The 12,812-nt window shown below is 44.0% G+C and carries 12 protein-coding genes; 9 read left to right on the top strand and 3 right to left on the bottom strand.

All coding sequences use genetic code 11. The features are described from left to right. Nucleotides 1-20 precede the first annotated feature (20 nt). Nucleotides 21-314 carry a 30S ribosomal protein S14 gene (gene rpsN, locus LFYK43_RS03505; protein ID WP_124975581.1) on the bottom strand — a complete coding sequence of 98 codons (294 nt, stop codon included), beginning with the start codon at nt 312-314 and terminating at the stop codon, nt 21-23. Next, on the bottom strand, nt 311-1,225 hold the full coding sequence (locus LFYK43_RS03500) for a metal ABC transporter solute-binding protein (RefSeq protein WP_124975486.1): 915 nt from the start codon (nt 1,223-1,225) through the stop codon (nt 311-313). The genes rpsN and LFYK43_RS03500 overlap by 4 nt, the downstream gene beginning before the upstream one ends. 173 nt (nt 1,226-1,398) lie before the next feature. On the opposite strand from LFYK43_RS03500, the gene LFYK43_RS03495 reads away from it, so the two are divergent. Continuing rightward, the gene (locus LFYK43_RS03495) at nt 1,399-2,325 is read left to right on the top strand and encodes a magnesium transporter CorA family protein (RefSeq protein ID WP_124975484.1); all 927 of its coding nucleotides are present in this window, start codon (nt 1,399-1,401) and stop codon (nt 2,323-2,325) included. 24 nt (nt 2,326-2,349) lie between these two features. Next, the gene (locus LFYK43_RS03490; RefSeq protein ID WP_124975482.1) at nt 2,350-3,156 is read left to right on the top strand and encodes a Cof-type HAD-IIB family hydrolase; all 807 of its coding nucleotides are present in this window, start codon (nt 2,350-2,352) and stop codon (nt 3,154-3,156) included. 45 nt (nt 3,157-3,201) lie between these two features. Here the strand turns inward: LFYK43_RS03490 and LFYK43_RS03485 are convergent, their stop codons facing one another. Next, complete coding sequence (locus LFYK43_RS03485) at nt 3,202-3,912, bottom strand: PAS domain-containing protein (protein ID WP_124975480.1); 711 nt, start codon at nt 3,910-3,912, stop codon at nt 3,202-3,204. A gap of 153 nt (nt 3,913-4,065) precedes the next feature. Here LFYK43_RS03485 and LFYK43_RS03480 point away from each other — a divergent pair, with 153 nt between their 5' ends. From LFYK43_RS03480 to LFYK43_RS03450, 7 genes are all read left to right on the top strand, one after another. Beyond that, on the top strand, nt 4,066-4,767 hold the full coding sequence (locus LFYK43_RS03480; protein ID WP_124975478.1) for an ABC transporter ATP-binding protein: 702 nt from the start codon (nt 4,066-4,068) through the stop codon (nt 4,765-4,767). Nucleotides 4,768-4,778: 11 nt separating this feature from the next. Continuing rightward, nucleotides 4,779-7,514, top strand: coding sequence for an ABC transporter permease (locus LFYK43_RS03475; RefSeq protein ID WP_124975476.1), 2,736 nt, complete (start codon nt 4,779-4,781; stop codon nt 7,512-7,514). 492 nt (nt 7,515-8,006) lie between these two features. Then, nucleotides 8,007-8,903: a phosphate ABC transporter substrate-binding protein gene (locus LFYK43_RS03470; protein ID WP_124975474.1), complete on the top strand. Its 897-nt coding sequence runs from the start codon at nt 8,007-8,009 to the stop codon at nt 8,901-8,903. 444 nt (nt 8,904-9,347) lie between these two features. Beyond that, a complete protein-coding gene (locus tag LFYK43_RS03465; RefSeq protein WP_124975472.1) occupies nt 9,348-10,325 on the top strand; it encodes a DUF1307 domain-containing protein in 978 nt (325 codons plus the stop codon). 537 nt (nt 10,326-10,862) lie between these two features. Continuing rightward, nucleotides 10,863-11,336, top strand: coding sequence for a free L-methionine (R)-S-oxide reductase MsrC (gene msrC / locus LFYK43_RS03460; RefSeq protein ID WP_124975470.1), 474 nt, complete (start codon nt 10,863-10,865; stop codon nt 11,334-11,336). A 6-nt stretch (nt 11,337-11,342) separates the two neighbouring features. Beyond that, on the top strand, nt 11,343-12,422 hold the full coding sequence (locus tag LFYK43_RS03455) for a methionine ABC transporter ATP-binding protein (RefSeq protein ID WP_124975468.1): 1,080 nt from the start codon (nt 11,343-11,345) through the stop codon (nt 12,420-12,422). Beyond that, a partial coding sequence (locus tag LFYK43_RS03450) for a methionine ABC transporter permease (protein ID WP_439957198.1) occupies nt 12,419-12,812 on the top strand: 394 nt, incomplete at its 3' end. The genes LFYK43_RS03455 and LFYK43_RS03450, both read left to right, overlap by 4 nt.

Below are 12,812 nucleotides of genomic sequence, written 5' to 3'. Positions count from 1 at the left end.
AGAAGTGAACGGTATTTTTATTACCAGCTAGCTTTTTTGACTCCCGGGATCAGTCCTTGCTGGGCCAGCCGGCGAAAATTCAGCCGCGACATGCCAAATTTACGCATGTATGAACGGGGCCGCCCATCTCGCGGGTCGCGACGACGATAACGGGTCGGGCTTGAGTCCCTGGGCAGACTGGCTAGTGTAATATAGTCTCCTTGGAGCTTTAATTTTTTGCGTTGGTCAGCATAGCGTGAAATTAATTCTTCCTGTTTTTTTGCTTTGGCAAGTTTGGATTTTTTTGCCTTCTTGTGTTCCTCCTGACTGCTTATTGATTGTCTAAGATCTTCAGCAAATTAGCGTATTGGCCGGTCATCCATTGCCGGTAATTCTTGTGGGCGGGCAAAGTCTCAGTGACTTTGAGGACTGGGACCTGATTTTCTTTGGCCAGCTTGACCAGGTTCGTGACTGTTTTATCACTGACTTGCGAATTGTAAACGAAAAAGGCGATCTTTTTTTGCCGAATATTTTTTTGCATTGTGGACAGAGTTCGCGGCGACGGGTCCGTTCCTTTTTCGATGGCATTTTCAAAGGCCTGGTTGCCGACTTTAAAGCCCATGGACTTGATCGCATAATCGAAGACCGGTTCAGAAACATAGACTTCTTTATTTTTTGCTGTTGCAGCTGTTTTTTTCAGTTGCGTGAGCTGCTTGTTGATCGGGTGCAATGACTTGATATACTTCTGGGCATTTTTCTTGAAGTAAGCCTTGTTTTTGGGCTGTTTTTTACCCAACTCCTGTGCGATCTTTTGCGCTAGTTTAGGCATTGTCTGCGGGTCATACCAGAGGTGCGGGTTATCACCGCTCTTTTTGCCCATCAGATCCTCGCCGACTCTAATGTACTTGGCATTAGAATCATCGTTTTTGACGAGCTTATTCATCCAGGTATCGTAACCGATACCGTTTGCGATCACGATTTGAGATCCCGCCACGGTTTTAGAAACTTGCGGTGTGGGCTCATAGTCGTGGGGGTCGACGTTTGGCTTGTTAATGACAGAGGTGACAGTTCCCTTCTTACCAGCAACTGCTCGGGCAACTTCACCGTAAAAATCTGTTGTTGCTGTGATCTTAATTTTGTCTTGACTGGCAGCATCTTTTTTCGTGCAGCCGCTGACAACACCCGTTAAAAGTGCTAAGAAAAAGACGACACTCAGTAACTGAGCTTTTTTCAAACTATGTAACATAATTACTCTCTCCTTCGATAATAGTAATAATTACTATTTAAAAGAGTAACAAATACTATTTAGAAATGCAAGTCGAAATTTAAGCAGTTGGTCTTTCAGGTCGGATCACTTCACTCCTTTTCTTACGGTTGAAACTGTTATAATGAGGGGTGTTAACGAAAGGCGGTGGATGAATGTATCGCGAACAAAAATTATGGGATGATCTCACTTGGACCAGTGTCGTTGATGTAAATGAAGCAGATTTGGACAAATTGCAGCAGAAATTTAAGCTGCCGCATAAATATCGGTCCTATCTGTTAGACCCGCGGGAACGATCACGTTTTGACTATAACGATGGGATCAAAACTGGTCTTTTGATCTGGCGGGTCGCGGTGGCTGGTCAGCAGGCACATAGTTTTCAGGTGGTTCCGGTCAGTTTTATTGTCGCAGAAAAGCACCTGATCTCTATTGTTTCATCTAAGGCAAAAGGGGTTCAAAAGGAACTCGAAGAATTGTTGGCCGAACTTACCCAAGAGGAAAGAAAAGCGTCACTGATGGTCATCATGCTTCGGCTGTTATGGCGGATCAACAATCAGTATGTCGACCAGATCGATGAGATCAACAAACGGCGCGAAGAATTAGCTGTCTACCGCAAGCACCCTTCGAACCCGCAGATCGAGGCTCTTTCGAGGTTAAGCGATCAGCTGGTCTACTTAACAACTGCCGCGGATAATAATGTAGTGGCGATCCAGCAGATGAAACTCAGCAGCAATTCTGCTAGTGATGAATTTCAGATGGATCAGCGTGAACGGGACTTTTTGGATGACGTCGAGGTTGAAACTAAACAAAGTCAGCAGATCACCCAGGATGCCGCAGAGTTAGTCGACCGCTTATCCAATACCTACAACAATATTTTAAATAATACCCTAAATGACACCATGAAATTTTTGACCATTTGGTCTTTGATCCTAGCTGTTCCGCCGATCGTCTCGGGCTTTTACGGGATGAATATGCACTTGCCTTGGGCGCGGGGTGAATTTGCCTGGGTGGGGACGCTAGTAATGACCTTAGCTTTGATCGTTTTAACGATGTGGGTCTACTATCATCACCGTTCCAAATAATAAGACAAACAGGAAGGTAAAATTATGATCACGACAATTGCTTTAGATTTAGATAACACCTTGTTGAATTCAGCCAAGGAGATTTCCGCAGCAAATCAACGAGTCTTAACCCGGCTTCATCAGGAAGGTAAAAGGATCGTCCTGTGCACAGGCCGGCCTTTGCCTGCAATCGAGCATTTGCTTGAGCAGTTAGGTTTAACGGGTCCCAATGATTATTCGATCACCTTTAATGGCGGACTCGTGCAAAATAACCAGACTGGTGAGATCTTGGCTCAGACGACTTTGGATAAAGCAGCTGTAGAGCTCTTGACCCGTGATGCTGCTGTCCGCCACTATCCTCTGGATGTTTTGGGTCCAGATCGAGTTTATTCGTTGACCGAATTTGGCCAATCTAAATACGAAAAATTCATGAACGGGAAGTTGAAGTTTGCCCACATTAACTTTGCAGACTTGCCGGAAAATGAAGCTTTCGGAAAAGTTGTCAGTGCTGCTCCAGCGGAGGTTGTGGCCCAGACCCGTGCGGGGATCCCGGCTGAGATCAGTGAGCACTTTAACGTTGTTCCATCGCGGCGCGAACTCTTGGAGTTTTTGCCAGAAGGAGTCAATAAGGCAGTCGGTCTCAGCAAATTATTGACTCATTTTGGTGAATCAATGGAGAATCTGATGACTTTTGGAGATGAGGAAAATGATCTGGAGATGATCATGCAAGCACAAGTCGGGGTAGCGATGGACAATGCGATCCCGCTGATCAAAGACGCAGCTGATGTGATCACCTTGGATAACGACTCAGATGGTGTCGCTGTCTACTTACAAAAATATTTTCAGCTCTGAAATAAAAAACCACTGGGGGATCTCCCCAGTGGTCAAGTGAATCGATCAATCTGTGTGTGAAGCACTAGTTGTCGCATCTGTTTGCGGTTCAGGTTTTGATTCTGGCTGCTGTGAAGCGCCAGTCGTTGTGTCTGGTTCAATTTCTGTCTCTTGTTTCTGTGAAGCCCCGGTGATCGTATCTGGTCTGGCATCCGGATCTTTGACGAGCATCTGTCCAGTCTGTTGGAGATACCACTTAATAGTCGGCATTAAATCATAGACCTGTTCATTGACGCCGCGATAATTTCCGTTCGCATCGTGCATCGCAGTGTAGTCATGGACAATATACTTATCTGGCCCGTTGCCTGGGATCGGCATCTTAAAGGTCTCTGTTTTACCGGTCCGGAGCATGTTGACGACCGCGGCTGCACCTTTACGCGCTTTTTGGGGGTGGCAGTAAGCGATGGCATTGCCGACTTGGCTTGGTTCTCTGCTGGCGAGCATCTTTTCTTTGGGCAGCATGTGGTTATAGTATAAGAATTGATTATTGTCATCTGCATAGGTAATTTCAAAGGGCATTGAATTTAGCAGGTAGTTGAGCTGGTTGACAGTCAGGACCCCACAGTCGAGCTTGACATAGGTGTCGCCTGAAACCGCGTCAGTCTTATTGGCTGCTTGCTCTACCCAAGTATCTGAATCCTTAGAAATGTCAGAAATTGTGGTGTCGACTGCGCCTGTCGCAAAAAGATCTTCATTAGGTGATTTATTTTCGGTCATACGTATACCCTCCAATGATATTTTTTTCACAGGTTAAGCATACTTGGAACTAGTGCAATTTGCAACATAAGTAAAACATATTACAATTAATTTGAACTATTGTGAGCATGAACTAAAAAGGTTGGGATCAGCAAGGTTGTGGAGGGAGATCAGATGAGCTTTATTGAAGTTAAAAATGAATTTCGGCGCTTTAAGACCGGTGAGACAACGATCACGGCGAATAATGATATCAGTTTTACGATCGAACAGGGCGAATTAGTCGTGATCTTAGGACCCAGCGGTGCCGGCAAATCCACGCTCTTGAATATTTTGGGCGGCATGGATCAGCCGTCGGGCGGGCAAGTGATCATTGATCAGACTGATATTGCCCAGTTTTCGGCTAAGGAATTAACTCAGTATCGGCGAGTTGATGTTGGTTTTGTCTTTCAATTTTATAATCTTGTGCCTAATTTGACGACGCACGAAAATATTGAATTGGCCACGGAAGTTGCACCGGACGCATTAGATGTCGATCAAGTTTTAGAACAAGTCGGTTTAACTAAACGTGCGGCTAATTTTCCCGCACAACTTTCGGGCGGTGAACAGCAGCGGGTGGCGATCGCCCGTGCCCTTGCTAAAAATCCAAAACTTTTGTTATGTGATGAACCAACAGGAGCCTTGGATTATACGACCGGCAAGCAGATCTTAAAACTATTGCAGCATGCCAGCCGGGACTTGGGCCAAACGGCAGTGATCGTGACCCATAATTCTGCGATTGCTAAAATGGCGGATAAGGTCATCCATATCAACGATGCAACAGTCCGGCAGATCGAAAGCAACGAACAGCCAGCGCCAGTAGAAGAAATCGAGTGGTAGGAGGCAGAGACGTGAAAAAAACATACTTAAAGTCTACCTTCCGGGAGATTCGTTTTGCTAGCGGCCGCTTCATTGCCATTACCTTGATCATTTTTATGGGAGTGCTGTTATTTGTAGGGGTCAAAAGTGTTGGTCCTGACCTGACTACGTCTGCTCAAAATGAAATCGAAGCAAATAACATGTCCGACTTGCAGGTGATCTCGACTGGCGGTCTGACGCAAGCTGACAAAAAGGCTGTAGAAAAGGTTACTGGTGTCAAAGCGCAACTTAGCAAGAGCCTGGCATATCTCGAAAAAAAGCAAGGGAATAACTTGCAGGTCGCCTCTTTTTCTGCAAAGGACCGGCAAAATCGGCTGATCGTGACTAAAGGCCATTTGCCGCAGTCAAGCGGGCAAGTCGTGATCGACCAGAAATTGTCTGCCAGTTATTCGCTTGGCTTAACTGTGAACCTTAAAAGCCGAGATTTGAAAAAAACACGCTACCAGGTGGTCGGCTATGTTAAATCACCTTTATATATTGCCAACAACGAGCGGGGCACGACTACGGTGGGCGACGGACAGGTCGATGGTTTTGCATATTTGCCGGAAGCCGATTTTACGACAGCTGCCTACACCCACATGTACTTGACCTTTGCTAACTTAAAAGGCAAGACCTATTCTGCGCAGGATTATAAAAAGACTTTAAGGCAAGATATGACGCGGGTCGAACAGGTCTTTGAGCGGCGCAGGAGCGAACGGCAAAGCGAATTACAAAAAATTGCCGACCAAAAGAGTGCGCCAGCACGCCGCAAACTAACTGACCAGCAGCAGAAGTTGGACCAAGGAAAACGACAGCTCGCCCAAGGAAAAAGCGAATTACTCCAACAAGAGCAGCAGCTAAACCAGCAATCTGAACAACTTGCTGCCCAAGTTGGGGAAGAACAGGCTCAGCTGCAGCTAGCTTCCGCGCGGCAGCAAATTGCCCAGCAAAAGCAGCAGCTAGACGCACAAGAACAACAGCTCCAGAGCAGTCAGCAGAAGTTGACAGCAGGGCAAAAGAAGCTGACGAAGCAGACTAAAGTTGATAAACCAATGTATTTGGAAAATAAAAGGTCCGATCTGCCTGGGTTTAATGATTATGCCAGCCTCTCCGATCGAATTGATGCGATCGCCAATATTTTTCCAGTTTTCTTCTTTTTGATTGCGATCCTGATCACTTTTACCACCATGACAAGGATGATCACAGAAAATCGGCGCGAAATTGGGACGCTCTTATCACTGGGCTATCGTAAGACAGAGATCAGTATAAAGTATATTTTATATGCACTTTTAACGGTGGTGATCGGCGGTGCCGCAGGGGTAGTTGTGGGGGCGAAACTTTTACCGCCAGTTGTTTTTCAGTTGATGGGCTCGATGTATATTTTTACTGATTATGTCTCTAACTACTATGGTTATTTGATTTGGCTATCGCTGTGTGCGGCTCTGGCGGCAACGCTAGGTTCGGCGATCTTAGTCTTGATGCGAGATCTGCGTGAAAAACCAGTTGAACTGCTGGCGCAAAAAGCTCCAAAAGCCGGCAAGCGGATCTGGTTGGAGCGTTTGACACCCTTGTGGAAAAAGTTGACCTTCACGCAAAAGATGACAGCTAGAAATCTCTTGCGCTACAAGTCGCGCATGTTTCTCACGATTTTTGGGATCGCGGGGTGTACCGGCTTAATGCTAGCGGGTTTTGGATTAAATGATTCGATCCCTGCCCCTGGTACTAAGCAGTACACGGAAATCAACCAGTACCAAGCTTTAGTCACGCTTAAGGCAAAAGCAGGTACTGACCAAAGGAAAAGTGTCACTAAAGCGCTGAATGATGACCGGCAAGTGACAGGAGAACTGCCGCTTCACAGTGAGCAGGTCACCTTTAGAAAGAAAAAGGCCAGCAATCAGACGGCGACACTTTCAGTGGTCCAACACCCAGCTCAGCTTGACAGATATATTTCCTTGAATGATGCTAAGACGAAAGAAAAGCAAAGGGTGCCGCAATCAGGCGCGATCGTGAGCCAACGGTTAGCGCAGGCTTATGGTTTGCACCGTGGCGATAAATTACACTTTGAAGACGAAAAAGGGCATGAGTATACCATAAAATTAGCCAAATTGACCGAGAATTACGTCGGTCATAATGTCTATTTAAGCGCGGATTACTACGCTCAAGTCACCGGCAAACGACCCAAAATCAATGCGTATCTTGTCAAAACAAAGCAGCAGACTAAACACCAGCAGACCGAGCTAGCCGATAAACTAACGGATACGCAAGCGGTCTTGAACACGACTTATACGAGGACCTTACGTGCTAAACTGGAAAAATCAGTCAGCGGAATGAACTCGGTGGTTTTGATCTTTATTGTTTTGTCGGGGACACTGGCTTTTGTGGTGCTGTACAACCTGACTAACATCAACATTTCAGAACGGCGCAGAGAACTGGCGACCTTTAAGGTTTTGGGCTTCTTTGATCGGGAAGTCACGATGGTGATCGTGCGCGAAAATATCATTTTTACTTTGTTCGGGATCGTCTTGGGATTCGCTATTGGCTGGCTCTTGAACTGGTTTATACTGGCTTATGCCTCCAGCAATATGATGGTCTTTCCAGTTGTGATTAAGTGGCCCGGCTATGTTATTTCGGCTGTAATGACGCTATTCTTCTCGGCTTTTGTGATGTTTGTGACTCACCGCAAGCTGCAAAATGTCGATATGATCGGTGCTTTGAATGCGAGTGAATAACCTGATGTGAGTATCCGAAAATTAGTCAGTCTGCCAAAAGCTGGCTTGGACCCTATTTGCCTGTATTAAGGTCCAAGAGCAGCTCCCTTGGACCAATCTTTCAAATACTTTGGTCCAAGAAAGGCAGGCTCGGACCAAACTTTCAAATACTTTGGTCCAAGAATCACCGGCTTGGACCCTCTTTTTCGATATTAAGGTCCAAGAAAAAACGAACAGACTGGAGCATTGCGCGTAAAATTCTCCCCAAATTTTCACTAATTTGGGGAGATTTTGTCAAACCAGAGACTAGATTGGACAAACTCCTTTTTTGCAGCCGGCTTTGTGTCAGAGACAGGCTGATCAGCTTCCTGCAAAGCTCAGTCTGAACTGCCTTACTTGAACGTAATCATCTCTTTACCTGTTCTTTACAGGGTCAAAGAACTCTCGTTACATTCAAGGTTTATCTTAAGTATGTAATCAAAATAAGATTGACCTGAAAAGGGGAGTTTAAAAATGAAATTTGGTAAACGTATTGCTATGGCTTTAACAGTTGTTGGATTATCGGGGATCTTTTTGGCCGCTTGCGGCTCGAATAGTAAAGATTCTTCCAGTTCCTCCAATGATGCGTCTGGAAAGGTGACTGCTGTGGGATCGACTGCTTTGCAGCCATTGGTTGAAAAAGCATCATCCCAATTTAAGACTGACAATCCTAAAGCGAACCTGACAGTTCAAGGCGGCGGGTCAGGTACTGGTCTGAGTCAAGTTCAGTCGGGTGCAGTACAGATCGGGAATTCTGATATTTTTGCCGAACAGCAAGAGGGGATCCACCCAGATAAACTCGTGGACCATAAAGTTGCAGTCGTTGGGATGGCTCCAGTCGTGAATAAAGATGTCGGTGTCAAAAACGTCACCATGGATCAATTGCGGCAGATTTTTACCGGTAAAATTACCAACTGGAAGCAATTAGGCGGTAAGAACGAGAAAATCTCAGTGATCAACCGGGCCAAGGGTTCTGGAACACGGGCAACCTTCGAAAATGCAGTCTTGCAACAAGACGACAAACCAGTTGAAGCCCAGGAACAAGATTCAAATGGGACCGTGCAAAAGGTCGTAGCTCAGACTCCGGGTTCGATCAGTTACCTGGCTTTCGCCTATGTTAATAAGGACTTACAGGAACTGTCGATCGATCATGTTCAGCCAAACTACAAGAACGTTTCAACCAATAAGTGGAAGATCTGGTCTTATGAGCATATGTATACTAAAGGTCAGCCAAAAGGATTGACTAAGAAATTTATTAATTATGTTCTTTCAGATAGTGTCCAAAAATCATTGGTTTCCAAGCTCGGGTACTACAGTATTAACGGTATGAAAGTTAAGATGGGTTCAGACGGGCAGGTAGAAAGCAAGTAAAGCTAGTCCTTGGATGCAGGCAGGAAAGAGAGCAGATAGCAGGAAAAGACTTCAATAAAATTTGGGGTCTTTTCTTTTTGTACATAGCTATTTAATTTTATAAAGCTTAAAAATTGTTAATATTTTCTAAAATGTGTTACTTTATGAATATAGTATTTCAGTGTGTAAATATTATTTCATAAAAGTTTTTAGTTAACTGTTTTGCAGCATTATACTTATTAAGTTGACTTTAACTAAAAAAAGCGTGTCTGTGGGAAAGACACACTTTTCTCACACATACAATTGGGGGAGGTTTAGTGACTATAGCTGAAAATGTAAGCGGTATATTTTAATGCTTTTTGAGTTTTGGGTGTGAAGTAGAAGACGGACAAAGGCTTCGCAGAAGTTTTTTTGATAATTTCTGCTGGAATATGGGGGCTTTGAATTAGTAGAGGAGGAACTGGCATGAACAAAAAAAATAGAGCTTATGGGTGGAGTAAATTACTGCTGCTGCTTGGTGTGCTGCTGTTAGTTGTAACAGGGTGTGCGAAGAAAACAGAAAAGGCGAACTTCCAAAAAATTGCGAATGGTGTCGATTCGCGGGTCACATATTATTATCAAGATGATAAGGTTGTTAAGCAGACAACAACTAACAAGATCGCTTATTCTGCCTTAAGGGTGAACAATCCAGCTGAGGCCAAAAAGGCAATCAAGTCTAATGTTCAGAAGTATAATGATACTAAAGGCGTGACAGATAAAATTACTTACCATGATAGTTATTTGGATGAGCATGTGACGGTCGATCTTTCTAAGGCTTCGGTTAAGGATTTTCTGAAGCTCTCAGGTACTGCTTCAACTTCAGATTCAAAAAAGAAGCAATTTATCAGTTTTAAAAAGAGTGCAGAGCTGGTTAAAGATCAAGGCTTCAAACGGATCAAAGACGGCAAATATAAGAGCCTGCCGAAGTCAGCCTTACGTGTTAGAAAAAATGTTTCGATGAAACAGTATAATGCGATCAAACTTGCTGATGATGATAAGACTGGGACAACGCTGGCTGAGTTAACTAAAACAATGGGCAAACCTGACAGTTCCACAGAGGGATCTTCGTCTAGCACCTATACCTGGTATACTAACTATGCTAAGTCCAGTTATTTATACGTGTCGGTCAATGATAAAAAACAGGTCCAATCTAAAATCTTGTACCAGCCGACTGCAATGGATAAAAAGAAATTTAGTGCTGAAAAATACAACCAAATCAATAAAGAAATTAGTGCGGATGAACTGATCAGTAAGCTGGGAGCACCATATCAGATCACTTCTAATTCATCAAGAGAAATGTATTTTTATATTATCGAGGATGGGTCAGGCAATCAAAAACAGTACGTTTTCCAAGTTGAAAACGGCAAAGTCACTGGCAAGCAATCAAGTTCTAGTTCATATTAATAAGCAGTCAGTATTCATAGGAAGCTGACCACCAAAAAGATAAGAGCACAATTCAGATGTCAATCTGAGTTGTGCTCTTATCTTTTGTGATGCTCATTTTTTGCGTAATATTTTACTTTGGCAGATTTTAACGGTTGACAGCCTTTTATTTTAGTTGCATAATAATCCTATTAAATTTATATGAGAAACAAACGAGAAGATGAGTAGTTCAGTAGAAATCTCAAGAGAGTTGTCATTTATGGTGGAAGGCAATGGTGGAAGCTGAGCGAAGATGGTCTTTAAAATTCGTTTCAACGCTGAGCTGCGGCTAGGCGTTGACGGGGACGCCCGCTATAGCGTTAAGGTATGCACAAAAGTAAGTACTGATTTCAAGAACAGTTTTAGTTTGGCGTACCCGATGAGGAGTGTTCCGTGAGGGACAGTCAAACTAAGGTGGTAACACGAAAAGCATTTTCGTCCTTATCTAGAAATAGATGGGGAGAAAATGCTTTTTTTGTAGGCAAAAGAGATTGATTCGTTAAAAGGAGTGGAGTTTGAATGAGTGAAAAAACAGCACGGTATGAGCTATTAAAAAAACAAGCGCAAGCGTTATTGAATAATGAATTTGATCTAGTCGCGAATATGAGCAATCTTGTTTCACTGGTATTTAATGAGCTGCCGCGGTTAAACGGGACGACGTTTTATCGCTACATAGATGGTGAACTGCTTTTGGGTCCGTTTCAAGGCAAGCCGGCTTGTATGCATATTGCGGTGGGAAACGGCGTGTGTGGGACAGTTGCAGCTACTAAAAAGCCGGAGATCGTGCCTAATGTGCATGAGTTTGAAGGACACATCGCCTGTGATAGCGCCTCTAAGTCCGAAGTGGTGGTGCCTATTTTTAAAGATGATCAGTTCTGGGGAGTGCTTGATTTAGACAGCCCAGAATATGACACTTTTGACGAAATTGATGCGCAATATCTAACAGAAATTGGACCGCTTATTTTCGGTGAGAAAGCAGAGATCGGAGTGTGAAACTAAATGGTAGAAGAGACTAAAGACGTTATTGATTTAGAAAATGTTAGAGTCACATTCCAAAATAACGGGCAAGAGCTTAGAGCAGTAGACGATGTGAGCTTGCAAATTAAACGGGGTGACATCTATGGCATTATTGGCTACTCCGGGGCCGGAAAAAGTACGTTAGTCCGGGTGATCAACCTTTTACAGGGACCCAGTGCAGGAAAAGTGATCGTGAGTGGACAAGACATACTAGCTTTAAAAGCTCCTAAGCTCCGGCTTGCCCGCCAGCAGATCGGGATGATTTTTCAGCACTTTAACTTAATGAAATCGCGCACCGTTCTGGGCAACGTTGAATATCCACTCCTTGGAAAGAAAATTAGCAAAAAAGAAAGGCGTAAACAGGCTTTGAGCTTGCTGCAACGGGTCGGGCTAGAAGAATACGCTAATACTTATCCAGAAAGATTGTCAGGCGGGCAAAAACAACGAGTAGCGATCGCGAGAGCTTTAGCGACAAAACCGGAAGTTTTAATTTCTGACGAAGCTACCAGTGCTTTGGATCCCAAAACCACCCAGTCGATTTTGGAATTACTAAAAAGGCTCAATGAAGAGTTGGGACTGACGATCGTTTTGATTACTCATGAAATGCAGGTTATTAAGTCGATTTGCCATAATGTGGCAGTGATGGATCAAGGGCGGGTTATCGAACGTGGTCCCGTTAGTCAGATTTTTACCGCTCCGCAAGAAAAACTGACAACTGATTTTATAGAGACTTCTACGAATGTTAAGGCGGCTATTGAACGGGTGACCAAAACGATCAAGGTTGATGAACTGCCAGAAAATCAAGAATTGGTTTATTTTAATTTTATTGGAAATGCGACTAAGCAAAGTATTCTCTCAGAATTATCGCAGACTTATCACGTAGCTGAAAATATTCTTTTTGCCAACATCGACCAAATCGACGGAGAAAATGTTGGTTATATGATCGCAATTATCGAAGGCAATCTGCCGCCGTTTAACCAGGCACTTGAAGATTTACGTTCACAAGGCGTCAAAATACAGATCCTGAGTGAAAAATCATTAAGAGAGGGGGAAGTATCATGATAGAAAATTTACTTCCTAACGTTCTCCAAATGAAAAGTCAGTTTATACAAGCTACTTTTGAGACCTTATATATGACTTTTGGTTCGGCAGTGATCTCTGCGGTTTTGGGGCTCTTACTGGGAATTTTCTTGGTGATCACCCAACCAGGCGGGATCTTAGAAGATCGGGTCACATACTCGATCCTAGACAAGGTAACTAATCTTTTACGTTCGATCCCATTTATTATTTTACTGGCAGTTATCTCACCGCTAACCAATTATTTGATTGGAACGACTGTTGGTACCACAGCTTCCCTAGTTCCGCTGATTTTCGGGATCTTTCCCTTCTACGCGCGGCAGGTCCAAAATGCACTGCTTGATGTAGATCACGGTGTCATTGAAGCGGCTCAGG

Origin of the sequence: Ligilactobacillus salitolerans (assembly GCF_003864415.1) — a bacterium.
GTDB lineage: Bacteria > Bacillota > Bacilli > Lactobacillales > Lactobacillaceae > Ligilactobacillus > Ligilactobacillus salitolerans.
The sequence above is the reverse complement of the archived record's forward strand: the minus strand, read 5'-3'. Positions and strand labels throughout refer to the sequence as shown.

Excerpts from the sequence above, each read along its gene's own strand:
- LFYK43_RS03500 (WP_124975486.1), bottom strand. The coding sequence starts at position 1,225 with ATGTTACATAGTTTGAAAAAAGCTCAGTTACTGAGTGTCGTCTTTTTC.
- LFYK43_RS03495 (WP_124975484.1), top strand. The coding sequence starts at position 1,399 with ATGTATCGCGAACAAAAATTATGGGATGATCTCACTTGGACCAGTGTC.
- LFYK43_RS03490 (WP_124975482.1), top strand. The coding sequence starts at position 2,350 with ATGATCACGACAATTGCTTTAGATTTAGATAACACCTTGTTGAATTCA.
- LFYK43_RS03485 (WP_124975480.1), bottom strand. The coding sequence starts at position 3,912 with ATGACCGAAAATAAATCACCTAATGAAGATCTTTTTGCGACAGGCGCA.
- LFYK43_RS03480 (WP_124975478.1), top strand. The coding sequence starts at position 4,066 with ATGAGCTTTATTGAAGTTAAAAATGAATTTCGGCGCTTTAAGACCGGT.
- LFYK43_RS03470 (WP_124975474.1), top strand. The coding sequence starts at position 8,007 with ATGAAATTTGGTAAACGTATTGCTATGGCTTTAACAGTTGTTGGATTA.
- LFYK43_RS03465 (WP_124975472.1), top strand. The coding sequence starts at position 9,348 with ATGAACAAAAAAAATAGAGCTTATGGGTGGAGTAAATTACTGCTGCTG.
- msrC (WP_124975470.1), top strand. The coding sequence starts at position 10,863 with ATGAGTGAAAAAACAGCACGGTATGAGCTATTAAAAAAACAAGCGCAA.
- LFYK43_RS03455 (WP_124975468.1), top strand. The coding sequence starts at position 11,343 with ATGGTAGAAGAGACTAAAGACGTTATTGATTTAGAAAATGTTAGAGTC.